This window comes from Bremerella sp. JC817, assembly GCF_040718835.1.
Taxonomy (GTDB): Bacteria; Planctomycetota; Planctomycetia; order Pirellulales; family Pirellulaceae; genus Bremerella.
In genome coordinates this window covers 276,404-301,964 of record NZ_JBFEFG010000267.1, presented here as the reverse complement: position 1 = coordinate 301,964, position 25,561 = coordinate 276,404, and the positions used below count along the sequence as shown (strand labels likewise).

The 25,561-nt window shown below is 57.3% G+C and carries 16 protein-coding genes; 7 read left to right on the top strand and 9 right to left on the bottom strand.

The genetic code is table 11. From position 1 onward, the window contains the following. Window positions 1-10: 10 nt before the first annotated feature. From AB1L30_RS09900 to AB1L30_RS09875, 6 genes are all read right to left on the bottom strand, one after another. Window positions 11-1,069 (bottom strand): hypothetical protein, encoded by a 1,059-nt coding sequence (locus tag AB1L30_RS09900; RefSeq protein ID WP_367013254.1) that lies wholly within the window; start codon window positions 1,067-1,069, stop codon window positions 11-13. Window positions 1,070-1,084: 15 nt separating this feature from the next. Further along, window positions 1,085-2,518: an O-antigen ligase family protein gene (locus AB1L30_RS09895; protein WP_367013253.1), complete on the bottom strand. Its 1,434-nt coding sequence runs from the start codon at window positions 2,516-2,518 to the stop codon at window positions 1,085-1,087. After that, entirely contained in the window at window positions 2,505-3,644 is a 1,140-nt protein-coding gene (locus AB1L30_RS09890; protein ID WP_367013252.1) for a glycosyltransferase, read from the bottom strand. The genes AB1L30_RS09895 and AB1L30_RS09890 overlap by 14 nt, the downstream gene beginning before the upstream one ends. Next, on the bottom strand, window positions 3,641-4,978 hold the full coding sequence (locus AB1L30_RS09885) for a hypothetical protein (RefSeq protein WP_367013251.1): 1,338 nt from the start codon (window positions 4,976-4,978) through the stop codon (window positions 3,641-3,643). The genes AB1L30_RS09890 and AB1L30_RS09885 overlap by 4 nt, the downstream gene beginning before the upstream one ends. 81 nt (window positions 4,979-5,059) lie before the next feature. Then, complete coding sequence (locus AB1L30_RS09880) at window positions 5,060-6,589, bottom strand: GNVR domain-containing protein (protein WP_367013250.1); 1,530 nt, start codon at window positions 6,587-6,589, stop codon at window positions 5,060-5,062. Between the two features lie 481 nt (window positions 6,590-7,070). After that, the gene (locus tag AB1L30_RS09875; RefSeq protein ID WP_367013249.1) at window positions 7,071-8,432 is read right to left on the bottom strand and encodes a carbohydrate porin; all 1,362 of its coding nucleotides are present in this window, start codon (window positions 8,430-8,432) and stop codon (window positions 7,071-7,073) included. Window positions 8,433-8,745: 313 nt separating this feature from the next. Between AB1L30_RS09875 and AB1L30_RS09870 the strand changes: the two genes are divergently transcribed. The 7 genes from AB1L30_RS09870 to AB1L30_RS09840 all read left to right on the top strand — a co-directional run bounded on the left by AB1L30_RS09870 (window position 8,746) and on the right by AB1L30_RS09840 (window position 21,351). After that, window positions 8,746-9,921: a DNA-binding transcriptional regulator gene (locus AB1L30_RS09870; protein ID WP_367013248.1), complete on the top strand. Its 1,176-nt coding sequence runs from the start codon at window positions 8,746-8,748 to the stop codon at window positions 9,919-9,921. A 150-nt stretch (window positions 9,922-10,071) separates the two neighbouring features. Continuing rightward, entirely contained in the window at window positions 10,072-11,367 is a 1,296-nt protein-coding gene (locus AB1L30_RS09865) for a Gfo/Idh/MocA family oxidoreductase (RefSeq protein ID WP_367013247.1), read from the top strand. A gap of 35 nt (window positions 11,368-11,402) precedes the next feature. Continuing rightward, window positions 11,403-12,350, top strand: a complete 948-nt coding sequence (locus AB1L30_RS09860; protein WP_367013246.1) for a TIM barrel protein — start codon at window positions 11,403-11,405, stop codon at window positions 12,348-12,350. A 1-nt stretch (window position 12,351) separates the two neighbouring features. Further along, entirely contained in the window at window positions 12,352-12,927 is a 576-nt protein-coding gene (locus AB1L30_RS09855) for a DJ-1/PfpI family protein (RefSeq protein WP_367013245.1), read from the top strand. A 358-nt stretch (window positions 12,928-13,285) separates the two neighbouring features. Further along, window positions 13,286-18,334, top strand: a complete 5,049-nt coding sequence (locus AB1L30_RS09850; protein ID WP_367013244.1) for a putative Ig domain-containing protein — start codon at window positions 13,286-13,288, stop codon at window positions 18,332-18,334. Window positions 18,335-18,482: 148 nt separating this feature from the next. Further along, window positions 18,483-20,024 carry a hypothetical protein gene (locus tag AB1L30_RS09845; RefSeq protein ID WP_367013243.1) on the top strand — a complete coding sequence of 514 codons (1,542 nt, stop codon included), beginning with the start codon at window positions 18,483-18,485 and terminating at the stop codon, window positions 20,022-20,024. Window positions 20,025-20,151: 127 nt separating this feature from the next. Next, complete coding sequence (locus tag AB1L30_RS09840; RefSeq protein WP_367013242.1) at window positions 20,152-21,351, top strand: Lpg1974 family pore-forming outer membrane protein; 1,200 nt, start codon at window positions 20,152-20,154, stop codon at window positions 21,349-21,351. Window positions 21,352-21,585: 234 nt separating this feature from the next. Here AB1L30_RS09840 and gmd read toward each other — a convergent pair whose 3' ends face one another. The 3 genes from gmd to AB1L30_RS09825 form a co-directional block, all read right to left on the bottom strand. Beyond that, on the bottom strand, window positions 21,586-22,587 hold the full coding sequence (gene gmd, locus AB1L30_RS09835; protein ID WP_367013241.1) for a GDP-mannose 4,6-dehydratase: 1,002 nt from the start codon (window positions 22,585-22,587) through the stop codon (window positions 21,586-21,588). A 114-nt stretch (window positions 22,588-22,701) separates the two neighbouring features. Further along, window positions 22,702-24,054 carry a glycosyltransferase family 1 protein gene (locus AB1L30_RS09830; protein ID WP_367013240.1) on the bottom strand — a complete coding sequence of 451 codons (1,353 nt, stop codon included), beginning with the start codon at window positions 24,052-24,054 and terminating at the stop codon, window positions 22,702-22,704. 112 nt (window positions 24,055-24,166) lie between these two features. Then, window positions 24,167-25,456, bottom strand: a complete 1,290-nt coding sequence (locus tag AB1L30_RS09825; RefSeq protein ID WP_367013239.1) for a divalent metal cation transporter — start codon at window positions 25,454-25,456, stop codon at window positions 24,167-24,169. Between the last annotated feature and the right edge of the window lie 105 nt (window positions 25,457-25,561).

The following is a 25,561-nucleotide window of genomic DNA, read 5'->3' as shown; positions in this document are numbered from 1 at the left end:
GGTTTGCTGCTTATGCTTCCTGTGCGGTGGTGGAAGGAGACATCGCAAGCCGATCGGATACCATGCGGTCGTGGTACTCGGTTAACGTTAGGCCGACGTAACGCCCCTGGGCTGCGGCGAAGAGTGCCTCGAACCGCTCGTACAGTTGTTCGATCGATCGTTCGTTCGGGAACGATGGGCTTCCGCCGGGCATCAGTTCTGACGAGTGGAACGCCATCTCCAAGTAATCGCAGCCGTCCACCGGACCTGCTTCGACCAACTTGGGCAGCAGATGGCGGTTGTTGCGGAAAGGGCGGAACCAGACGTCTTGCGGTGCGATTCGATTAGCAACACGATTCAGCAGACGCGATGAACGGCCCAGTTGGTGCATGCATCGCGTCAAGAAGGTTTGATCGCCAGGGACGATCGTCATCGGCAGTTCCAGCAGCGGCGAATTGCCGGGACGCTGGATGTCTTCCAGATCGATCCAATAGGCATGGCTCGGAAATTCGCGGTAGTCGACGCCGGTCTCTTGGTACTTGCCAACGTACGCATAGTTCCAACGCACGCCGGGTGTCACCGAGCAGTCGACCTGGTAACCAAAGTCGACCAGCAGCTGGGCGTATGCTTCGTCGAAGCCCCAGCGGCCAGCGCGATGGCTGCGCATCTTGACCTGAAAAACCTCTTCCAGGCGGTCGGTCATGCGAGCAACTTTATCTCGCATGTCGTTTGCCGGATACTCGATCAGGCAGGGCTGTCGCTGGGCATGTCGGTCGTCGAAACCCGTCAACGGTGGATTGTTCCACGCATGCAAATGCATGCCGACTTCCCCTGTGTTTCGCACAAGCAGATCACTGGCGAACTGCTGATAGACAGGGCACTCGACCATCTCCCAGTTCGTCAGCCACGTCGGCCGGAAACCATACCGTTCGCACAGCGTTTGAAAACGAGGAAGGTATTCCGCATTCCGCGTGGTAATCGTGGTCGGGTTCGACCAGAGATCGTCTCCCTCGGTATCAATCGTGATCAACAGAGCAGGGCGTTGGCCGCTGCCTGGCGTTCGATCGAATTGCGGGTGGTTGTTGATCATTGAGCGTGAACGAATCTAAGAAGTCGTAGCGGGAGTGGAAGTCGACTGCGGAAGCTCTGGTGTTGGTGGCAAGTCGATTGCCAGCCGCAAGCAAATCGCCAGGCCAAACAGGTAAAACCCAGGGAAATGCCCCATCGCCGCTACGGGATAAAAGGTTTCTTGCGTGAGCGAAGTGAACAGCAGTGCTAGGCTTCCCCATAGGTACGGATGCCCCGGCGGCTCCATCTGCCAAAGGGTTTTCAAGACGATCACCATCAGTACCAGGCCAACGCCAAGCCCAATCAGGCCCATCTCGCTGACCATATTCAGCGGCTGCATGTGAGCCTGATTGCCTCGCGTGATGGCGGAACCAAAGCCATAGCCAACCACCCAGGTCCAAGGACGCTCTTCGAGCGAGTCGAGATGCCATTTCCAGATGTCGGTTCGGCCTGCCAGGTTGTCTGATTTGTAGCCTTGAAACGTGCTCGTTTGCCGAACGACCAGGTCTTCAATCTGCTGTTTGAAATCGGTCAGGCCGCGAACCTTAAAGAAACTCGGGGCAATCAGCATCGTGGCGAAGATCGTGCAGCCAACGGTGCCTGCCCATACCAGCGGCAAGATGCCCCCGCGGCGAACCCATGTCCAGAGACAAGGAAACACCAGGACTAGCATCGCGGCAAAACCAGCCCGGCTGCCAGAAAGGAAGACGCCGAGGTTCACCGCAACCAACAGAAGCAAGTTGGCGGTATTGAATTGGCAACGCGTCAAACTCAAGTGCAAGCTGAATAGCAGCACCAACTGCACGGCAGTATAGGCATGGTTGTAGCTGATATAGCCAAGGCCATCGAACGATTCGCCGAACGAGGCCCACGGTCCGCTGACATCGGGTGACTCGGGCAGGTGCGCGACAACCGATTCGTAAGTGATCGCTCCGGTATAAGTCAGCAGCACAGTGATGATCACAAACCAAAGAACCGAAGTCGAAACGCCGACCAGCCAGCGCCGTCGTGTTTCCGTCAGTGGCGTGTATGCCGCACAGATAAACAGCGCGATGAATTGGATCAGTCGTGCCATCTGGTAGATGCCCCACTGGACCGCTTCGCCCATGCGAGGACCATTCCAGTACAGCTTCGGCGAAATGATCGTTTGGGCGATCAGCGAAATTGCTGACAGCCAAAGGAAGACCATCAACCAGAAGGTGATCGTTGCCAGTGGTTTGGGAAGTCGCTCGGCTTGACGCCATTGCCAGAGACATGCTCCGGCCATGAATAGGCCAGCGAAGTCAGCGATACGCGGCCAGATCGCCCACGAAGGACCGATCGCTGCGAGAGGCACCAGGTAGCCTTGGCTCAGGAAATACAAGCACAGTCCAACGAAGCAAAGCGGAAGTGGCGACGAGTGATCGGTCGCATGGGTCCGCACTGCTGGCAGCGACGCATGATGTTCCAGGGGAAGGTTACTGGCCTGCATACAATGCCTCCAACTTGCGGACGGCATTGTCGACATTGAATCGGCTTGCCTCGATCCTGGCGAGTGCTTCGGCAGGTGTAAACTCACGAGGTCGCTGGGCCATCGTCATCAACGCATCGGCCCAATCATCGGCCGAATCGTCGAGCGACTTTTGTTGCACCAGCGAAGGGATATGAGCAATTTCGTTGGTGACGGCGGTCGACATCAACGTGGGAATACCGGTCGCTTGGGCTTCGAGCACCGCCAGCGGTGCCCCTTCCCACAGCGAAGGAAAGACGAACGCATCCATCGCTCCACGCAGCACGGTCGTCACGTCTCGGACGATGCCGGTGAACACCACTTGTTCTTCGACGCCTGCCTTGCGAACCTGGGCTTCGATCTCGGGACGCAGGGGGCCGTCGCCTACCAGCAACATGCGGATCGACGGATCACGCTTCTTTAGGGCGGCGGCGATTTCAACCAGGAACCGATGGTTTTTGGGCTCGCGGAAACCCCCGATGTGTCCAAACACAAAGGCGTCTTCCGAAATGCCATAATGTTGGCGAAGTGCGGATCGGTCGACGGGGTGATGGAAGCCAGCAGTATTGATTCCGCAGTGCAGCACATCCCAACGATCGTCGTTTCCCCAGCGAGGAAACAGCGAAGCACCTGCAACGTCGGACACAGCCAAACCAACCGTCGCCGAAGTACGGATCCAACGCTTGGCCGACCCTAGGTAGATCCGACGGAACATGCCTGCTTTGGCCTGGTTTCGCGTCGTGTTGCTGTGGCTGTGCGTGATCCGAGTCTTTACCCCGACGCTCTTCGCCAACCGCATGACAAAGCCGCTGTAATGATCGACGTGGGCATGGACGACGGAATAGCCGCCTTGCTTGATAATCTTGCGGAACGCTGGGCCATAAATCCAAGGCTTGCGTGGCGAAGGGCAAAAGTGAATCTGAGCACCAAGGGCACGCACTTCGTCGTCGTAGTAGCAAGGCTCTGGACGGCTGGTGATGAAGTCGACCTGAAATCGATCGCGATCGATTCGCTGTAGGACGTTAACCAGCCAGCTTTCGATTCCGCCCACGACGAGACCGTGCACGACTTGAACGACTCGAATACGTTTGTCGTTGGAAGCAATCATGCCGATTCCTTTCGTCGCTCGCGGACCGCCCACATCACAACCAGGGCCGAGCCAATGAATTGAGTAAATGCTCCGATGCCAGTAGCGATGGCGGCACCCATCAAACCGTACGGCGGAATGAACAGCACACAGCTCACGGCGGCAGCGATCAGAGCGGCAAGCAGCACAGGCGTTTGCACCTTGAACTTGCGAGTCGCCGTCATTGCTTCTCCCAGAAACGACGTGGCGGCTTCGATTCCCAGGACTACCGACAAGCAGATCAGCACTGGCGTGTGCTGGGCGTATTCTGGTGTGAACAGCAGCGACAGGACCGTCGAGCCAAGCGTCGCGGTCAGAACGACTGCCAACGCACCCCCTGCTACGGCGATCCCGAGCAGACGGAAGATGATCGCGAAGTATTGCGAGAACTCAGCTGCCGCGAAATGCTTGGCAAGCCTTGGCGTAACGGCTTGTCCCATCGCCAGGCTGACCATGTGACCGGCCAGCATCAAGTAGGCAATCGCGGCGTAGATGCCTAACAGTTTGTCGTCGAGATAGTGTTCGATGAAATAACGCGGTGCGTTGATCTGCAACGAGCCGAGCATCATCACCACGCCCATCGGCAAGGCCAAGATGGCGAGCTGGCCGAGCTGACCCCAGTCGAACAGCGGACTGAAGAGTCGCGGCTGCTCGCTCGTCTCGTCTTCCTGCGTCAGGATGTCGTCGCCAACCCAACCTCGGGCAGCCAGGGTTACCACGCCATGGCCGGCGGCCCAACCGATCGCGGCCCATAACAGGCTTCCGGTGGTCCACAGCAAAATGCCAAGTCCTGACAGCGTCGCGATGCCAGCCGTAATGCGAGCCATGCCACCACGATCGAGGCGTTCATGTTTCTGCACGAGGCCATACATAACATCGTTCAGGGCATCGAACGATTTGCCAATTCCAATCACGAAGGCGACCGCCGCGAAACTCCACGAGTAGCCAGCAACCAACAAGATGATTGGTAAAGTGGCCAGAGCGGCGACTGTGGTCAGCAGACGCAACGCCAGGTAATGGCCAAAGCGGTAATGCCCCAATGCGTCGGTCGCTTGGACGGCTCGAAGCTGAAGGTTGGTCAGCAGAAACAGCGGCGCGGTGATCGCGAGCGCCAATGCGAATCGACCGACCATGGCAGGGTCGGTGGCCTTCGCCAATAAAACCAACACGGCACCCTGGCAGGCGGCAAAAGTCACGTTGCCGCCCAGCGCCCAAACAAAGTTGTGCGACAGCGACAAGCGTCGAGCTGGTGCCGGTATCGATACCGGTGGCGAGATCGCCTCTTCGGCGGTTTCAGTACAAAGCAAGTTGGTCATAGTGCGTATTGGCTATTGGACAACGTCGTCCAAGTGGCAGATGCAGATGGTGAAACCAATTGCTGCGATCGCCAATTCAAGTCAGTGCGAGTTACTAGAAGCGGTGTGAGGTCCGACGCCGTTTCCGTTGACCGTGGCACTTCCATTGAGTTGTGCGGGACTGTGGCCGTTGCGTGGGGGCGATTCAAAACCATTCGTTTCGGAACCGTTGCGAGAAGCTTGACTGTCGCGTGGATTGCCTTGGGGCGGCTTGGCAGCCGACGATGGTTGGCTGGGGTTGAACTGTTCGGAGGTCAGCACGATGCCAAGACCGGCAAGCATTCCAATCACCCCAGCGAGCAGTAGAACGGTTGCCTTTTGAGGGCGAATCGCCAGCGGTGAGATTGTCGCTTCCTGCAGAATGCTGACATTGGTGATCTGGTCGGTTCGCAGGGCCTCGTCGAGACGGGCCTGTTCGCGATCGCCAACGTAAGCCAGGTACTTCGATTCCAACTGGGTAACTTCGTCGGAAAGCGATCCGATCAAAGCTTCGTTTTCGTTCAGTTGCTTCAGTTGGCTGGTCAGCTGAACCAACTGGTCCCGGAGCTTGCCTTGCTGAACCATCAGCGAAGCTTCGTCTGCCTGTTTGCGGGCCAGAACGGCCTGCATGAGATTGGCGCGATTGTGCTCGGCTTCGGAGAGTGCCTGTTCGACATCCGCAACCAATTGAGAAATGGCAATCGCTTCGGGATGCGAAGGAGTGAACTTCGAGAGGATTTCTTTTTCCTGGGTCCGCAGTTCGAACAATCGTTGACGCATCGCTGCCAGGCCATCGTTTGGGGTGCCCTCGACAAACTGAGCCAATAGTTCTTCGGGAACATCTTGCAGCGAGGTCTCGAGCGACTCCACTTCTGCGGCGACGGCCGAGAGCGAGACTTCGACTTCCTGCAACCTGAGTTCCGCTTTGTCGATCTGACCTTCGACCGTATTGCGTTTCCCATCGATCGAAGCAATTCCGGCGTTCGTCTTGGCGTCGCGAAGGGCATTGCGGGCGTCGGCCAACTGATGCTTGAGCAGCGAAGATTGCTCTTCAAAGAAATCGTGCGAGCGAAGGTTGCGGTTGATGCGGATATGGTCGGCCAGATAGGCATCGACAAACGTCTGCAGCTTGGCCTGAGCATCGGTCGGGCTGAAGTCCTCGAGGTGAATGATGATCACGGTCGAGCCACGTGGTGAGTCGACCGAGATCGACTTGTCGAGCTCATTCAAAGCGAGCTGGCGATGGACCGGATCGAGATCATCGAAGCCAGGCGAAGTTTTCGAGAGGACTTCTTCCAACAGTTTGGTGCTGTGAAGATGTTCGAGAATCGAGTTCATTTCGGTGTCGCGGGTCGCGGTGATGGCCACGGTGCCGCCGGTGGTGGCCGTAGGGTCAAGCCCCATGTTTTCGCGACCGAGACGGACGAAAAGCTTCGCTTCGGACGCGTAGACTTTCGGCAAAATCAACAGGGCGGCGATGGCCAATCCAATCACGACAGAACCGGCTAGAATTCCGCGCCACTTGAATCGCCAGCAAGCCGACAAGATGCGTCCGAACGACCATTCATCGGTAGACGTCGATTGATGCATCATGTGCTCCATGAGAACGGGGGCTGCCTCGCTATCCCTTCCAATGCTATGACCGACTAGGAAGGAATGGGGGTGTGGTTTATATGCGTTGTGCAGGTTGGATGCACTGTTTTAGTGCTATGCGTAAAGTGGGTGTATCTGATTATGCTTACGCGGTTTTCCACAATCAATAAAAACTGCGTAGATTGCCCTGTGAGAGGCCTTCAACAGAGGTCGAAGGTACGTCGTTTGCCGGCAGGCAGGGCAGTGTCGCGAGTGTGGCGAAATTGAGCAGTTGATAGAGCGTTTGGAAAACGAACTGCATTTAAAGCGAGAGATCGGGCGTTTTCTGCACGTTACGCTTTCACCAGAATGGTTATCTTTGTGATACGGTTTTGCGATATCTCGAGTGAGTATTTTTTCCTGGTGGAAGCCAGATTTCTTCCCAACCGAATGTGGATTCGGTCAGTGGGTTTCGGCAGTGGTCACCTGGGCAGGGGCTCGTTTAGAAGATCACCTGGCCACGCAGACCCACCACAATTGCGGTGTCCACGCGTTCGCGAGCGGAGTCGATAATCTGAACATCTGGCGTTAGCCGGAACCACGGGGTGACTTCGATGTTGTAGAAGAGCTCGGTCGTATTTCCCGCCCCGAGCGGACCAGTGACTGCCTGGAGCAGCGGGCCAATCTCGTCGCTCGTCGAGCTGTAGTACCAACCAATACCGAACGTGTCGGCTTCACGGCCATATAGCCAACTGTTACCCCCCAGACCGGTACTCAGGAACCAGGCGACTGGGTTCGTGCGATCGTCGGTGATCGCGGCACGGCCGAAAATGCCCCACCCCTTCGTCGGATCGCAGGCATCGACCGACAGGTATTGGTCGAAGTTGTAATACAACGCCCACGAGCCGGACTGCTGATTGATGGGGACATCGGGCAAGATGATACGCGGGTCTTGGCCAAGAGTGGTGTACTCGCGACTGTTCCAGGTACCACCAAAGGTTTGATGGCCAGGCAGGCCATAGAACTCAGTCGGCAATCGCAACTCGGCGATGAGGGCCACTCCTTCTTCAAACAGTTGGTTGAAGCCTGCCGAATTCGCGGTATCGGTGGCGTTCATGGCGGTGAAGGTGAAATAAGGAAGTCCTTCATCCATTAGCACAAACCCTGCCCCCAGTGTCGAATAGGGAACGGTACGCACCAAAGCTGGATTCACCACAAAGCCCAGGTTCGAGAACTGCGTTTTGCCTCGTCCATGGGCGAAGGCATTCTGGTCACCGTCGAACGTATCGAGCTTACCAGCGAACAGGGCGAACGATTCTGACAGAGCCTGCGTGAATAAGACATTCGTCAGATACAAATCGTTGCTGCCACTTACCGGCAGGTTGGCCGCAACAGTTGGAGGAAAGAACGCACCGGTATCGTTGGCAATCGTTTCGCCAAAACGATGTTCGGCGCGAAGCTTCACGAACAGACCTTCGCGGTTCGCAAGTTTGCCCATGTCGATATCAACGACGTAGTCTCCATGCCCGCCGTAATCGAAACGTTGGTTGAGACCGCCACTAGCCACGCCAAAGTAAAACTGCGTGACGTCGGCATCCAGCGTGATGCCATGCTGGGCAAGGCTCGAACGCCGGCCGAACCAGTCGCCGGTGAGTTGTTGGCGGCAACACAGCGATTGGCAACTTCCGTGGTGACAGCCGATCAAGTCGTCACCACAACTCAGATCTTGAGCACACGATTCGTCGAATAGCAGATAGTCGACCGCTTCCTCTGCAGCGACTTCAGGGACGCCGATCCCTGGCAGGCCAACGGCAGCGATCCAGAGCAGTACGTAAGAAGCTCGACGAAATGTGAGACCATCCATGGAACTCGTCCGTCCTGGCTGAACCAGGCGATTGATAGTTTTCAAAGGTAACCAGCTCTCCATAGCCGGTATCCCCAAAGGCTGGGGATCTTGCTACTGGCTTCATCGACGACCCTCCCCCTGGTTCTGCATGGAACCGCTAGCGATTGCGGGTTCAAGGAAACCTTATTCTGGCATAGGCGATGCGTTTGCTAGGAACGTAAGAATCGTCAAAACCTTACCTGCCGGCTGCAGGTAAGCAGATTTCAATTTGGTTCTACCACGGCTAGAATCGGGCGGCTGGTCCCGCCTCTCCTCTCTATGCTTGCCACCCATGCCCGCCCAAAACACCACGCCGCACGTTGCCTTGCTGATTGAAACGTCGCGCACCTATGGTCGCGAACTGCTGCACGGCGTCCGGAAATACGTCACCGAGCAAGGTCCCTGGTCGTTGTTCGTCGAGTCGCGTTCGCTTCAGTCCCCTGCCCCGCCCTGGTTACCGGGATGGCATGGCAACGGAATCTTGACCCGCAGTGGCACGCAGGCGATGGTCGACGCCGTCAAGCGAGCGCGGGTTCCGACGGTCGAGTTGCGAGCTACACGCCTGAAGCATTCCTTTCCGTTCGTGGGCGTCAACAATTGCTCGCTCGGCAAGTTGGTGGCCGAGCATTTTCTGGAACGGGGCTTTCGCAACTTCGCGGTCTATCAACTGGGGGAAGAAGAATACTTCCAGCAGCGTTGCGAGAACTTCGTGCAAACGGTCGCGGAGCATGGGTTTGAAGCGACAAGCTATCATCCCCGCAATCGTCGCGAACAACCAACGCAGTGGGAACGAGCCCAGCAAGAGTTGGCCGACTGGATTCATGCATTGCCCAAGCCGGTCGGCGTGATGGCATGTACCGACCAGCTTGGCTTTTGGTTATTGGATGCGTGCAAACGATGCGGCGCGAGTGTACCGGAAGAAGTCGCCGTGGTCGGGGTCGAAAACGACGCTTCGCTCTGCACCATGGCTTCGACTCCTCTTTCCAGTGTCGAACTAAACGGAACCGCGATTGGTTACCGCGCTGCCGAGTTGCTCGATCATTTGATGCAAGGCGGAAGGCCTCCGAAGACGCCGGTCCTGGTCGAACCGCTGGGAATCGTCACGCGGCTTTCGTCCGACATCGTGGCTGTGGACGATCCAGAACTGGCCGGGGCATTGCTCTTCATGCGAGAGCATGCGTGCGAAGGGATCTCGGTTTCTGATGTCTTGAAAGCGGTGGCAATTTCACGCAGCTCGTTGGAACGCGGGCTACGGCAACTGCTCGGGCGATCTCCTAACCAGGAGCTGATTCGCTTGAAGCTTTTACGGGTGGAGGAAATGCTGACGCATACCGACTTGAACCTGACCGTCATCGCGACCAAGTGCGGCTTCCGACGCACGCAGCACCTGGCCGAGACATTCCGGCAATGGTACGGCATGCCGCCTGGCAAGTTCCGGCTGGAGCGAAAGCATGCGACCGAGGTCTGATCGCGTCTGACAAAATAACGGAGAGTGAATACGCATTTGCGGATTGCTTGTGGTGGGCTGGTTCGCGAGCATAGGGGCACCGCATCGCGATGCACGCGATCAACACTCCCCCAATTATTCTCCTCGCCCTTCCCTGCCCTGGAGCCAATCATGCGTTCTTATGCCCTGAATCGACGTAAGTGGATTTCTCAGGTCTCTGCCGCGGCGTCGACCTCGATGGTGTTCGGTGCCCTTTCCGCGACCGAGGCCGAAGACAAGCCACGCGACGCCAACAGCCGGCTGGGTGTTGGTGCGATTGGCCTGCGTTATCAGGGCTCGGTGATTACCGAGAAGGCGGCGGCGCATGGCGATATCGTGGCATTGGCCGATGTCGATCGCGAGATCCTCGAGAAGGCAAAGTCCGACTTCGGCGGCAAGTCGGCCATCATGGAAGACTACCGCGACCTGTTGGCTCGCGACGATGTTGATGTCGTGATGATCGGTACACCAGACCATTGGCACACGAAGATGGTGATCGATGCCTGCCGGGCGGGGAAAGATGTTTACTGCGAAAAGCCGCTGACCCTAACGATCGACGAAGGCAAGAAGCTGCGTGAGGTCGTGAAAGAAACGGGCCGCGTCGTTCAAGTCGGCTCGTGGCAACGCAGTGACATCCGTTTTCGCACGGCGGTAGAAATGGTTCGCCAAGGCTGGGTCGGCAACCTTCAAAAAGTGGATGTCGTCTTAGGAAAGAACAAGACTGGCGGCCCATTTGCGACGCAACCTGTTCCGAAGATTTTGAACTGGGACATGTGGCAAGGGCAGACGCCTGACGTTCCCTATATTCCGGAACGCTGCCATTACACGTTCCGCTGGTGGTACGAATACAGCGGCGGGCAGATGACCGACTGGGGGGCTCATCATATCGACATTGCTCAGTGGGGTGCCGACGGAACGCCTGTCGAGATTGAAGGCACCGCCAAGATGCCAACCGTGGAAGATGGCTACAACGTGGCGGTCGATTATCACGTCACCTATCGCCTTGATAATGGTGTCGAGATGACGGTCGCCGACAACGGCCGCAATGGCGTGATGTTCACGGGCGACAAGGGACGCATCTTCGTGAACCGGGGAACGCTCGATGGCGCACCGACCGAACGAAAGCTGCCGCGTGAAGACTTCGTGCTGTACGACTTCGATAATCTGGAACGCCCGGAGCGGGCCGGCAAGCTCGATGCGATCGTGAATCATATGGGTAACTTCTTCGACTGCGTTGCCTCGCGAAAGACTCCGGTTTCCGACATCGAAAGTCAGCACCGCAGTGTGAGTACCTGTCACTTGGGTAACATCTCGATGCGGCTTGGTAAAAAGTTGACATGGGATCCCAAGGGAGAGATGTTCGTGGGTGATGACGAAGCGAATCAGCATCTCAGCCGCCCTCAGCGTGCCGGTTACGAGACGGTCTAAGCTTCTTCTACTCCCCTCACTCCAAGGTAATCCCGATGATTCCTTCTTCCAACCATGCTATCAACCGGCGAACGTTTCATGCCCTGGCCGCCGGAGCGGTCGGTTCGCTGTGGACAGGTTCGGCCGTGGCTGCCGACGCCAAGTTCCGATGGAACTATATGCTTCCTTCGTGCATGTATGGCTACAGCAAGCTGGCCGAGATTCTGCCGGAAGCCAAAAAAATTGGGGCGACCCACATCGATATCTGGCCGAAGGTGCATGGCGACCAACGCGAGCAAATCGAGGCGATGGGGGAAGAGAAGTTCGCCCAATTGCTGGAAGAGAACGATGTCAAACTTGGCTGTTTGACTCACTACGATCTCGGCCCGTTCGGTTTGCAGAAAGAGTTCGCCTTCGCCCAGCGTTTTGATTGCCCACTGATGGTGACCGGAGGCTCGGGACCGAAAGGGCTGAAAGGGGCCGAGCTGAAACAGGCCGTGGCGACCTTCGTCGAGAAGATGAAACCACATATCGAAATGGCAGAGCTAAGTGGCGTGACAATCGCCATCGAGAACCACGCTAACAACCTGATCTTCTCGCCAGACTCGCTACGGTGGTTGCTGGAAATGCGACCCTCGAAGCACCTGGCCATCGCGCTGGCTCCCTACCATTTGCCACAAGATCCTCAGCAACTGGCGAAACTGATTCGGGAGTTGGGGGAAGGAATGGTCATGTTCTATGCATGGGAGCATGGCGACGGGGCCCACGATCCGCTACCCACCCAGCAGCAACTGAAACAGATGCCAGGTCGCGGACCACTCGACTTCCAACCAATTGTCCAGTCTCTGGTTGATATTCGTTACCAAGGTTGGACCGAAGTTTTCATGCATCCGGTGCCACGGGGCATTCCCATTCTGCCCACCGTGGCGGAAACTACCGCCGAGATCGTTCGCGGTAAAAACTACCTCCATCAATGTGCCTTGAAGGCTCAACAAGGAACCTAACGTGTCGGATAAAGTGTTGATCATCGTCGGCGATGCTTCGGAAACCTTGGATACGCTGTATCCCTTTTATCGCCTGCAAGAGGCCGGGTTCGAGCCAGTCGTCGCTGGTCCGCATCGCGGGCCATTTCAGATGGTGATGCACGAGGTAAAGCCAGGCTGGACCATCACCAAGGAGTGGGAAGGGTACACGATCGAAGCCAAGATCGCGTTCTCGGAAATCGTGCCGGAAGAGTATGCCGGCATCATGATTAGCGGTGGTCGGGCCCCTGAATACATTCGCTACGACGAGCACTTGGTTGAGGCGACTCGCTGGTTTGTCGAGAACGGCAAACCGGTCGCTTCGGTCTGCCATGGAGTCGAGATTCTCGCCTATGCCGACTGTGTCCGAGGGCGGCGGATGGCAACCGTCCCGAAGTGCAAGTTCGACCTGGAAGTCTGCGGCGGGATCTTCGTCGACGAAGCTTGCGTCGTCGATGGCAACATCGTTAGCGGGCGAACCTACCACGACAACGGCCGCTATTTTGGGCCGTTCGTAAAGATGCTGGAAGAAGCTCGGCTTGGTGCGCAAGTTGGGTAAGTTTGCCGATTTCTGGGATTTGATCGGATTCTCTTAAAGTTTAGCGCGTCCAATCGTAACCCTTCGCCTCGTCGGGTGTTTGTGGCTATAACGTACACAGACGAGGCGGCATGGGTAAAAAATAACGCGCATGCCAGGCAAGGAGGTTAGGCAGGATTCTTCCTGGTCTTCCTATCTTGCCAGGTTGTGTTGAAGTTGAAGCACGCGATTGCGAGATCCGCGCAATAAGATCGGCGATGTTCGACTTCAATTCCGCGACCCGTAGAATTTCCGCCAATGGCCCAAATTTCCGTCAAACCCCCACTAACGGTTCGGCGCCAAGTCTTAAGACCCTGGCACCGCATGGAAGCATTTCTCAATGTCGAAACGATCGTTTGCTCGATTTCTGCGCTCCGACTCCAACCACACCCGTAAATCCCGCCGCCGCGCTAACGTGGCTCGATCCTCGCAGCTCGAATCCCTGGAAGCTCGCGTCGTGCTGACCGCTTCGGGCGTTCCTGGAAACGACAATCCGCCTGACCTCAATCTCTCGGCGATTTCCGAGCAGAACATCGTCGTTGGTCAGGCCTATACCATCGACCTCTTCGCCAACGGAGCGACCGTAGTCGATCTGGACGCGAACGATAACCCCACCGGGGACGCGATTCGTTTGCTGCTCGATCCGGACATCGGTACCGATACGCCGGTCGGAGCCAAGATCACGACCGATGGCGTCTTTACTTGGACCCCAACCGCCGATCAGGTCGGTACCTATCGCATCATCGTGATCGCCGTTGACCGAGGAACGACCCCTCTGGCCGACTCGGAAGTCTTCACGATCGTCGTTTCCGCGACCGGCAATCAATCCCCTTCGGTCGACCTGAATGGTCCCGATGCCGGTACCGGCTACAGCGGAACCTTCACCGAAGATGGCGGCGCGGTGCCGGCCGTTGGTAGCAACCTGACGGTGACCGATGGCGACAGCGCGAATCTCGAATCGGCGAAGGTCGTCCTGACAAACCATCCTGATGGCACGGCCGAAAGCCTGGCGGTCGACGTCACCGGCACGAATATCACCGCCAGCTACGATTCGGCGACCGGCGAACTGACGCTTACGGGTACCGATACCCTGGCCAACTACCAGGCCGTTCTGCGAACGCTGACCTACAACAACACTTCCGATACGCCGGACGAAACGGTTCGCACGATCGAAGTTACCGTGAACGACGGTAACAGCGACAGCGTGAAAGCGGTCTCGAAGATCTCAGTCGTTGCCGTCAACGATGCTCCGACGGTCGACCTGAATGGCGAAGACGCCGGCACCGGCTTCGAGTCGACCTTCACCGAAGATGGTGGCCCGGTCGCGATTGTCGATACCGACGCCATCGTCGACGACGTCGACAGCACGACGCTGACTTCCGCCACGGTGACCATCACGAACCTATTCGATGGCGATGCCGAAGTGCTGGCCATCGATACGACGGGTACCTCGCTCGTGGCATCCTATGTAGGTGGTGTGCTGACCATTTCGGGCAACGGCACGTTGGCCGAATACCAGCAAGTGCTTCGTACGCTGACCTACGACAACACTTCGCAGAACCCAAATGAAACGCAGCGTGAAATCTCAGTCGTTGTGAACGACGGCGAAGATAACAGCGTCGCCGCGATCGCCCTGGTGAATGTCGTCGGTGAAAACGATTCGCCTGATCTCGAACCGATTAGTGACCAGGTTGCCACCGTCGGCGAACTGTTCGAGATCACCGTTACCGCAACCGATCCGGATGGCGACGTGCTGACCTTCCAGCTCGATCGCGACGACCCAAGCGGTAACATCCCAGCCTCGGCCACGATCACGAAGACCAGCGACACCACGGCGGTCATTTCGTGGACTCCATCGGAAAGCGATGGTCCTGGCCCGTTTGTCTTCGTGGTGCTGGTCACCGACGATGACGCAACGTTGCCACTGAGCGATCAGGAAAGCTTCACGGTCACCCTGGAAGCCAACGAGTCGCCTGTCGTTGATCTCAACGGTGAGGATGAAGGTGTCGACTTCGAATCGACCTTCACCGAAGATGGCGGCCCAGTTGTGATTGTCGACACCGATGCGGTGGTGACCGATACCGACAGCACCGAGCTGACCTCGGCGACGGTGACGATTACGAACCTCTTGGACGGCGACTCGGAAGTCCTGGCGGTCGACACGATCGGTACTTCGATCACGGCCAGCTACGACACGGCCACCGGCGTGCTGACTCTCTCAGGTACGGCCAGCCTGGCGGACTACCAGCAGGTCCTTCGTACGCTGACCTACGACAACAGTTCGCAGAATCCAGACGAAACACAGCGTGAGATCACCGTCGTCGTCAACGATGGCAATTCCGATAGTTTGGCCGCAACTGCCTTCGTGAACGTGGTTGGCGAGAACGATCCACCAAATCTTGAACCGATCGCCGATCAGCAAGTGGTTGTTGGTGAACTGTTCGAGATCACCGTCACTGCAACCGATCCCGATGGGGACGTACTGACCTTCCAGTTAGATCGCGACGATCCGAACAGCAGTATTCCAGCCTCGGCCACGATCACGAAGACCAGCGATACCACGGCGGTCATTTCGTGGACGCCATCGGAAAGCGATGGTGCCGGCCCGTTCGTCTTCGTGGTGTTGGTCACCGACGATGACGCGACCTTGCCATTGAGCGACCAGGAAACCTTTACCGTTACGCTGGCAGCCAACGAAGCTCCAACCGTCGATCTGAATGGCGAAGGTACCGGAATCGATTTCGAGTCGACCTTCACCGAAGATGGCGGTCCGGTCGCGATAGTCGGAACTGATCTGACCGTCGATGATACCGATGGCACCGAACTGACTTCGGCAACGGTGACCATCACTAACCTGCTCGATGGCGATGCGGAAGTCTTGGCGGTCGATACGACCGGCACTTCGATCACGGCCAGTTACGATACCGCGACCGGCGTGTTGACCCTCTCAGGGACGGCCAGCCTGGCGGATTACCAGCAGGTGCTTCGTACGCTGACTTACGACAATAGCTCGCAGAATCCAGATGAAACGCAACGTGAGATCTCGGTCGTGGTGAACGACGGCGAAGATGACAGCGTTGCAGCAACCGCCCTGGTGAACGTTGTCGGCACGAACGATTCGCCAGACCTCGAATCGATCGACGATCAGGTCGCCCAGGTTGGTCAACTGTTCGAGATCACCATCACGGCGACCGACCCGGACGGCGACACGCTTACGTTCCAGTTGGATCGCGACGACCCGAGCAGCACCATTCCTGCTTCGGCTACCATCACCAAGACTAGCGACACCACCGCGGTCATTTCGTGGACGCCGGCTGAAAGTGATGGCGAAGGCCCGTTTGTCTTTGTAGTGCTAGTCACCGACGACGATGGCGACCTGCCGCTGAGTGATCAAGAGTCGTTCACCGTCACACTGACAGGGGCTGCGCCAGCCGTTGACCTGAACGGTGATGAGACTGGCATCGACTTCGAAGCAACCTTCACCGAAGAAGGTGGTGCGGTTGCGGTGGTCGATAGCGAAATGACCGTCACCGATAGTGACAGCACCAACTTGGAATCGGCGACCGTCCAACTGGTGAACTTCCCCAACGGCACGGACGAAGTCTTGGCCGTGGATGTCACCGGAACCAGCATCACTGCCAGTTACGATTCCGCCACAGGCATCCTGAGCCTGACCGGTACCGATACGGTGGCCAACTATCAGCTCGTTCTGCGAACGCTGACCTACAACAACACCGCGACTGAAATCGACGCCGCCCTGCGAACGATCGAGATTACGGTGAACGACGGCGATTCCGATAGTGCCGTGGCAACCACGTCGCTGACCATCGAGTTGCTAGTGACCGAAGCTCCAGTCGTCGACTTGAATGGCGGCGACAGCGGAACTGGCTTCACTGCCAGCTACACGGAAGAAAGCACGCCGGTCGTGATCGTTGATAACGATCTGGCGATTACCGATGCCGATTCAACCGAACTGGAATCGGCAACCGTGACCATCACCAATCTGTTGGATGGCGACGCCGAGACCTTGGCGGTCGATACGACCGGCACGTCAATCACCACCAGCTACGATTCGGCCACGGGCGTCCTCACCCTGACCGGTACCGGCACGCTGGCCGATTACGAGGCCGTCCTCCGCACGTTGACCTACTTCAATGGGTCGGAGAATCCAACCGAGACCGATCGTTCGATCGAGATCGTGGTGAGTGACGGAACGAACGACAGCCTTTCGGCGACGGCCGTTGTTTCGGTAATTGGGGTGAATGATCCACCCGCTTTGGACTCAATCGCCGATCAGACGGCGACCCTTGGCCAGGAAATGGTGGTCAATATCACCGCGACCGATCCGGATACCGCTTCGCTGACGTTCTCGTTCGATCGCACCGACCCCAGCGGCAACATTCCCGCTTCGGCGACGATCACCAAGACGAGCGACAAGGGAGCTCAGATTACCTGGACTCCTTCCGAAAGCGACGGAGCCGGGCCATTCGTTTTTGTGGTCGTGGTCAGCGATGACGATGCCACCACGCCACTGACCGATCAAACCACCTTTACGGTGACCTTGGGGGGGGAAGCCCCGGTTCTCGACCTGAATGGTGACGACGCCGGCACTGGTTTCAGCAATACCTTCATCGAAGGTACCGGAGCTGTTGACGTGGTCGATACCGATCTGTCGATCACCGACAGCGATAGCACGAACCTCGAATCGGCCACGATCGTTCTAAGCGATCACCAAGTCGATGGAACCGAACTGTTGGCTGTGGTCACGGACGGCACCAACATTACGGCCAGCTCGTATGACGATGCGACCGGGACGCTGACGTTGACCGGAACCGATACGCTGGCGAACTACGAGTTGGTTCTGCGAACGCTGACCTACGACAACGCTTCGGAAGATCCTGGTACGACCGATCGAACCATCACGATCATCGTCAGCGATGGAACCAACGATAGCATTGCCGCGGTCTCGACGATCATCGTTGTGCCTGATAACGACTCGCCAGACATGGTTCTGCCAAGTCCTTACGATACCGGCACGGCTGTCGAAGTGAACTTGAACGAAGAGTTCTCGTTTACCGTCAGTGTGACCGATCCGGATAATACGTTCGACGAGTTCACCTTCCTGATCGATGCGGAAGCGAGCAACATTCCGGCGCAGATCGCTCAGCCGACCATCAGCAATCCAAGTGGTGGTACACCGGGCGGAACGTTTACCTGGACTCCGACCCAGGCCGGCACCTACACCATCACGTTGCTGGTTGCCGATGGTGGTGGTCTGGCCGACTCCGAAACGTTCATCGTGACGGTGGTCGATAACTCGGCGGCATCCCTGGAAGGGGAAGCATTCGATCAGGCCCTGAACGAAGTCCTCGACGAGTCGTTCATGTAATTTCACCGATGTGCCCACGAAGACTTCCCACGCGGTCGTCTTCGTGGGGCCCTCCGGGGAAACTGGCTATTTCAGGATGAAGGCCAGCAAACGGTAATTATGATGGATCATCATCGTCTTTCATTCATCCTAACTGGCCCACGCCCTCATGCTTTCCCGATCTCGAATCTTCTCGTGCGAGCTGCTGGAAACTCGCCGCGTCCTTAGTGCGACTTCGATTGTCGCGGATCAATTGGTCAACGATCCGACAATTGGCAATCAGGTCGGATCAGAAGGGGACTCGGCAGCTTATCTCGAAAGTGGCGAGCTCGTCGCAGTCTATTCCGGCCGTGGCTTGGGCGACTCCGATGGCATCTATTTCCGCAGGATCGATTCCGACGGCGAAGTCGTTGGCAGCCCGCAGCTGGTCAACCAGACCGTCGCTGGCGAGCAGACAAATGCCTCGGTGGCTCAGTTGCCTTCGGGTGGGTTTCTGGTGGTGTGGGAAGGACGTGGCGCTGGCGATCGGGCCGGGATCTTTGCCCGCTGGTACGATGCGGCCGGCACGGCGATCACGGGCGAAGTCTTGATCAATCAGACCACCGGCGGTTCGCAGCAGAACGCCCAGGTTGCCGTTGCCGAGGATGGGACCGCCACGTTTGTGTGGGATGGCGTCGGCAGTGGAGACTTCGACGGCGTGTTTCTTCGCCAGTTCACCAGCAGCGGTCAGGCCGTCGCCGGGGAACTTCTCGTCAATACCGCCACCATCTACCAGCAAGCTTACGCCGACGTGGCGATTAACGACTCTGGGCAGATCATGGTGACGTGGAGCAGTCGTCATCAAGATGGCAGCGACTGGGGAATCTATGGTCAGGCATTCACGGCCGCCGGAGTGAAGTCAGGGACCGAGTTCCTGGTGAACACCGAGACCGAGCTCAGCCAATCGAACGCCAGCCTCGTGGCAGTCGGCGACGATTTCGTGGTTGCCTGGCAAAGCCGTTCGCAAGGTGGCAACGACTGGGACCTGTTCGGTCAGCGGATCGATAGCAGCGGAGCCGCGATCGGAGGCGAATTTCAAATCAATGCCGCCTCGGCAGGAAATCAGCACGAAGTCAAATTGGCTGCGACTTCCAGTGGTTCGGTCGTGGTGGCTTGGACCGACGGGATCGAAGATGGCACCGGCTGGAATGTAAAGGCCCGGGAAATCGATCTATCGGAAACGACTCCGGTATTGGCGGACGAGTTCTTTGTGAACGAGTCGACCGCCAACGGAGCATTCGGTCATCAACGGGCATCGAGTATCGCCGCCACCGACGAGGCCTTTGCCATCGCCTTCAGCGGAGATGGAGCGGTTGATCACGACGGCATGTACCTGGCATGTTACGTCGGGGATTTCGAGCCAAACCTATCCCCAGACATGGAACCGATCCCGGATCAGACGGCTCAGGTCGGTGTCGAACTGGTGATTCAGATCACCGCCACCGATCCCAACGGAGGGGACACGCTGACCTATATCCTTGATGCCGAGGACTCTCCGGCTGGGGCCACAATCGAGAAGATCGACAACAACCATGCCGTCATTCGCTGGACCCCGACGGCAGACGACTTGCCGGGGCCGGTCTCTTTCCGTGTGCTGGTAATTGACGACGGCGAGCCACCGCTAGCCGATGACGAAGCGTTCGTTGTGACGCTGACGGCAGCCAGCAGCTAGCGGCCGTACAAAGATTATAACCGGAATAGTTGGAATAACCTGCGCAGTTTACCGATAACCGATACCAGGGAGATTCTCTGGATGGATTCGGAGCAATGTCCCCAGGTCTGTTTGTGGAGATTGCAGGATGCGTATCGTTCGTTTCACGGTTGCTTTAGGTCTGATCCTTCTTATCTCGCCGTTGGCGATGGCACAGAAGGCGACATCGACGAGTGAGTCGGTGCTGGCCGGTTCTCCACGTCGTTTGCAGGTCTCAGCGAATGCCCGACCGGCGGCAACTCGCGTGGCTGCCAAGGAAACTCGCCCTACAACGGCGGCTCCATCGAAAGTCGTGCAGACCACCCACGTTCAACAGCAAGTCGTCGGAGAGACCATCTATTCGCCGGGCGAGATGATGGTCGATAACTACGGCGTGCCGGCCGCTGGTTGCTATAGCGATACCTGCAATCCTTGTGGCAAATGGTTCGCTGGCTTCGAGGCGACCTTCCTGATGCCATCGTTCAGCAGCAATGTGGCTTACACGCTGACCGAATCGGACGGCACCACGTTCGAGAATTCCACCCAGGTCGAGTTCGATTCGGGATTGCAGTTCTCGCCACGTGTTTACGCTGGCTTCGAGATGAACGATAACCTCTCGCTGCAAGTTACCTGGTGGCGATACGATCACGATCCCGACGCGCTGACGGTCAATCCACCCGCTAATGGCTTCGGAACGATTACGCCACCTACGTTTCAGAATGTCGATATCTCGACAACGGTGCCTGGCAGCACGTTCTCTGCTAGCTCAGGTCTTTCGGCTTATTCGATCGATGTCGAACTGATGAAAGAAGGCTGCATTTCGTTTTGGACGATCGGAGTCGCTGGCGGCGTTCGCTATGCCGAGGTCGACCAGTCGTACTTCGCTCAAACGCGGAACGTCAGCAGTACTTTGAGCGGACAGCTTGACTACTCGCATCGAAACAGCGGATTCGGCCCAACGATGTCGTTGTATGCCTCGCTGCCGCTGAACCAGTGCCTCACCTTCTACACAAAGGGACGGGGATCGCTGCTGTTCGGAGAAGCCTCAAGCACGTTGGCGGCGGGCGAAGACCTCGATCTGTCAACCAGCTACGTCACCAGCAGTTCGACCAGCCGCGACGACCTGCTGACGGTGGGCGAGATTCAACTCGGTCTGGCGTGGGAAAGCTGCTGCCCAACCAATGTCTGGCAGCCGTATGCGACCGTTGCCATGGAAGGGCAGTTCTGGAATGGCGTGGGCAATGCCAGCAGCGAGGAAGGCAATCTTGGCTTCTTCGGTGTGGTTACTTCCGCCGGAGTTCGCTTCTAAGACCTATTCGCCCGCTCAATCGCACTTAAAGCCTTCGGCTTATCGCCGGAGGCTTTTTTCATGCATTGAGTCATCGCGAAGGCTGCGTGCCTGAAAGACGCTCTGACGCATTCTGGCGGATAGCCGGCCTGGTAAGAGGCTTTGCCACGATCGAGGCAACGTCAGCGCATAAAAAAAACCAGCAAGTCGAAACCTGCTGGCTTTGTGGTTGTTGTATTGGCGATTGAATGTCTACTAAGCCGATTTGCGAACGACCTTCAGGTCGGGCTTGGCAACCAGCGAAAGGCGAGCCAGGTCGTGATCGACCATGGTTTCGACCAGTTCGCGGAATGGCATCTTAGGCGTCCAGTTCAGTTCGGCCTGGGCTTTGGCTGGATCGGCTAGAAGCAGATCGACCTCCGCAGGGCGATAGAACTTTGGATCGATAACGACGTGATCTTCCCAGTTCAAGCCGACTCGCTCGAAGGCGATCTGGACGAAGTCACCCACACGGTAGGTTTCGCCGGTGCCGATTACGTAGTCGACGGGAGCGTCTTGCTGCAGCATCAGCCACATAGCCTCGACGTAGTCGCCAGCAAAGCCCCAGTCACGACGGGCTTCAAGGTTGCCCAGGCGAACTTCGTTGGCCATGCCCAGCTTGATGCGAGCAACGGCGTCGCTGATCTTGCGGGTCACGAATTCCAGGCCGCGGCGAGGCGATTCGTGGTTGAACAAGATACCGCCGCAAGCATACATGTCGTAGCTTTCGCGGTAGTTGACCGTCATCCAGTGGCCGTAAGCCTTCGCGACGCCATAAGGGCTGCGTGGATGGAACGGAGTTGTTTCGCGCTGAGGTGTTTCGTGGACCTTGCCGTACATCTCGCTGCTGCTTGCCTGGTAGAAGCGGATCGAGGTGTCGACCATGCGGATGGCTTCTAACAGGCGGGTTACGCCCAAGCCGGTGACTTCACCCGTCAAAATTGGCTGATCCCAGCTGCTTCCGACGAAGCTTTGGGCGGCCAGGTTGTATACTTCGGTCGGTTTGACCTTGGCGACCAGTCGCTCGAGCGATGCTTGATCCATCAGATCGGTGCAGTGCATTTCGACCTGGTCGAGCAGATGTTCGATACGTTGGAAAGAGTTTGTGCTGGTGCGGCGATAGCAACCATGGACCTGATAGCCCTTTTCCAGCAGAAGTTCGGCCAGATACGAACCGTCCTGGCCCGTGATTCCGGTAATGAGCGCGATGTTCGCCATGATTTGTGGTGCTCTTAGTCGTTCTATTTCTATTAGAAACGGGGTCCCATCCTTAGGACACGAGAGAATAGCCAATTTCGCAAGATCAGAAAATGCCAATCACGCCCTTCCGGACTACGCGGCTTTCTCAGCGGAATTATTCGCATTTGAGGTATCGCCGTAGAGGCGACCGACCGCATCGACCAGCTTCGGAAATACCTGGCTCCAAGGCTCGTTGACGACCTCTACCTTGGGTTCGGTCGTCCAGCCTTGTTGGCTCTCGAACTGCACGATTTGCCGGCTGAGATCGCCAGGTTCGTCCAGCGAGAAGAAGTGAGCTCCGCTGCCGGCGACCTCGCGGAAGATCGGGATATCGCTGGCGAACACATGCAGCCCGTGGTGCTGCGCTTCGACAATCGGCAAACCAAAGCCTTCTGCCTTCGATGAGAAGAGAAATGCTTTGCTGTTGTCGTAGATATAGTTCAGCGTGTTGTCGTCGATATCGCTCAGCAGATGCAGCCGTTTGCCTGACTCGGGGTGATTCAGGATTCGTTGAATCAGGTCCTTGCATTTCCAGCCAATGCGTCCCACCAACGCTAGCGAAACATCATGCCCATCCGCCCACAAGCGGTCGAAAGCGTCGAGCAGGTAGGTGTGATTCTTGCGAATCTCGATGGTCGAAACCATGAGATAAGGTGCCTTCGACCGGTCGGCAAACAGGTGCCGCAAGTTGGCTCGCACCTTCTGGGCATCTCCCTTTTTTCGCGGACCGATATCACAGCCAAGGCGGACGTGCCCGACCTGATCGCGAGAAAGCGGAGAGCCTTGTTCCTGATTGAACTGCCACAGATCATCTTCGGCGGCCTGGGCGTCACCGACGAGGAAGTCGATGGAGTGAATCAAACGTGTCACCCACTCGGTGAAGTTGATCCGCATCCGTTCGTCGAAGAACTCAGGATGACGAATCGGGATCAGATCGTGGACCATCGCTCCGACGCGGGCACCGTTCTGGCGCGCCTCCTGAACGACGTCGAACATGTGTGGTAGATCCCACCAGCCATCTGGCATCAAGATGGCATCCCCTTCGCCTGGATTCACCGGGACATGAGGAGGCCGGGTCGATTGGACCCATTCGCGGATCTTGCGATCGAGTGTACGGGGATAAAGTAGCTTTTCGAGTCGGTTGCCGATACGGTTGAGCCGAATTCGATATGGGCTGGTCGGTCCGAACAGAGGTAGCTTCTGTAGAAGTTCCCCTAAATCGAGCTTCGCCTTGCGATAGCCACGGGCCGCACACCAACGATCGACTTCGACGAACTTGCCATCGACCACGATCACCGGGAGGCACTCGACCTGGGTATCGTGCCGCTGGCTATAAGCGATTGCTTCCTTCGCCAGACAGCGCGCAACACGCTGAATTCCCGTGTCGCTTCCTTGCAACGCGGTGTGAGTGATATCAATCAGCAATCGGCGAAGGGGCGAACTCATGGGGGATACCTGTCCTTGGCAGCATACGCTGGCAACTAGCGTGGAGCGATATTACCAGACTCGATTCGCTTCCCGAACCCCAATCCCCGTCGAAGTGCCTTGTTTAGGGGGCCTATCCGAAACGCTCCAGCAGCGACCAGATCATGCGTCCCGACAAAATCGTTGCCAGAACCAGCGAACACGACCCGATCGAAACGGCGACCACCTTCAGGATCGAGGTGGGCAGGTGAATCGCCAGAAAAAGCATCGCGAATGCTAGCAGTGGCACCCCTAGCACGGTCAGAGCCTGGGCCGTGACAATCAGGCTGACGCTCGACATGCCTAGCCAATGGATGGCGATGGCCACCAACATGCCAATCGCCAGCCCAGCCACAGTGAACAACTTGACTGGGGCATCGCTGACACTGGCCGAATAACCAAGGCTGTCGCTTAACGCTGTTCCGCCGATGAGGGCATTCACCAATAGCGAACTAAACGCACCGGCTGAAATCCCGAGGCAGAACATGATCTTCGCTCTCGGGCCGATCAATGGCTCCAGTTGCATGGCAACGTCTGTGATGCTGCTCAACTGCGTTCCTTTCAGGACCGCTGCCGAGGTGATCATGATGATAAAGCTTATCCCCCCTAAAACCGCGATCCCCGCGATCGAGTCGATGATGCCGTTGGCGAGGTCGTCTTTGGTCCACTTCTTTTCGCGGACTGCGTAAATCTGATAGAAGGCCCCGGCAACAGAAAACGTGGTGCCGAACATCCCCAGCAGCATCACAATGTTCTCGGAAGAATTTCCGCCGGTCGGCATCGAAGGGACCATTCCCTTCAGGATTGAAGGAACCGAGGGACTGACGAAAAGCAGGTTCACGACGAAGCCGATAAGCATGAGTCCCACCATCAGCATCATTAACTTCTCGATGAAGCGGTAAGGGGCACTGCTGCCATAGAGGGCCCAAACCAGTCCACAGTTGACCAGAACGATCGCGAAAAGAGGGATCAACCACGAGCCCTGGACGGTCGCTCCGTCGGAAGTGGTTGATTCGGTCGCGATGTTGATCACATCGATAATGGCCAGGTTATTCGTGAACTGGAAGCAACTCGTGATCAGAAAGAACACGACGCCAATGAGGAACGAAACCGGACGTCCCAGGCGAGCGGCGATTTCGGTGAAGGGGGTTCGCTGGTAACTGGTACCAAGCACGGCCGCAAGAAATACGGTTAGTGCCATGAATAACGAGGCGAGCCCCAGCACCCAAATCATGCTGTAGCCATAGGCGGCACCGACTTTGGAATTCGAGAGGATGCTGCCAGGACCGAGAACCACCGAAGCGACGACGATGGCCGGCCCAATCGCTTTGACGACACGAAATAAAGAGATTTGGCTTTGGGGTTCCGCTGCCGCTTCAGACATGAGGGACTCGCTTTCAGGCGAAACGAGCAGCAGCCATTCGCGATCGGCGGTTGCTCGGGGGAGGGCTAGGGTAGGGATTGCATTATCGCCAGCAAAGGGGCGAGA

Excerpts from the sequence above, each read along its gene's own strand:
- AB1L30_RS09900 (WP_367013254.1), bottom strand. The coding sequence starts at position 1,069 with ATGATCAACAACCACCCGCAATTCGATCGAACGCCAGGCAGCGGCCAA.
- AB1L30_RS09895 (WP_367013253.1), bottom strand. The coding sequence starts at position 2,518 with ATGCAGGCCAGTAACCTTCCCCTGGAACATCATGCGTCGCTGCCAGCA.
- AB1L30_RS09890 (WP_367013252.1), bottom strand. The coding sequence starts at position 3,644 with ATGATTGCTTCCAACGACAAACGTATTCGAGTCGTTCAAGTCGTGCAC.
- AB1L30_RS09885 (WP_367013251.1), bottom strand. The coding sequence starts at position 4,978 with ATGACCAACTTGCTTTGTACTGAAACCGCCGAAGAGGCGATCTCGCCA.
- AB1L30_RS09880 (WP_367013250.1), bottom strand. The coding sequence starts at position 6,589 with ATGATGCATCAATCGACGTCTACCGATGAATGGTCGTTCGGACGCATC.
- AB1L30_RS09875 (WP_367013249.1), bottom strand. The coding sequence starts at position 8,432 with ATGGATGGTCTCACATTTCGTCGAGCTTCTTACGTACTGCTCTGGATC.
- AB1L30_RS09870 (WP_367013248.1), top strand. The coding sequence starts at position 8,746 with ATGCCCGCCCAAAACACCACGCCGCACGTTGCCTTGCTGATTGAAACG.
- AB1L30_RS09865 (WP_367013247.1), top strand. The coding sequence starts at position 10,072 with ATGCGTTCTTATGCCCTGAATCGACGTAAGTGGATTTCTCAGGTCTCT.
- AB1L30_RS09860 (WP_367013246.1), top strand. The coding sequence starts at position 11,403 with ATGATTCCTTCTTCCAACCATGCTATCAACCGGCGAACGTTTCATGCC.
- AB1L30_RS09850 (WP_367013244.1), top strand. The coding sequence starts at position 13,286 with ATGTCGAAACGATCGTTTGCTCGATTTCTGCGCTCCGACTCCAACCAC.
- AB1L30_RS09845 (WP_367013243.1), top strand. The coding sequence starts at position 18,483 with ATGCTTTCCCGATCTCGAATCTTCTCGTGCGAGCTGCTGGAAACTCGC.
- AB1L30_RS09840 (WP_367013242.1), top strand. The coding sequence starts at position 20,152 with ATGCGTATCGTTCGTTTCACGGTTGCTTTAGGTCTGATCCTTCTTATC.
- gmd (WP_367013241.1), bottom strand. The coding sequence starts at position 22,587 with ATGGCGAACATCGCGCTCATTACCGGAATCACGGGCCAGGACGGTTCG.
- AB1L30_RS09830 (WP_367013240.1), bottom strand. The coding sequence starts at position 24,054 with ATGAGTTCGCCCCTTCGCCGATTGCTGATTGATATCACTCACACCGCG.
- AB1L30_RS09825 (WP_367013239.1), bottom strand. The coding sequence starts at position 25,456 with ATGTCTGAAGCGGCAGCGGAACCCCAAAGCCAAATCTCTTTATTTCGT.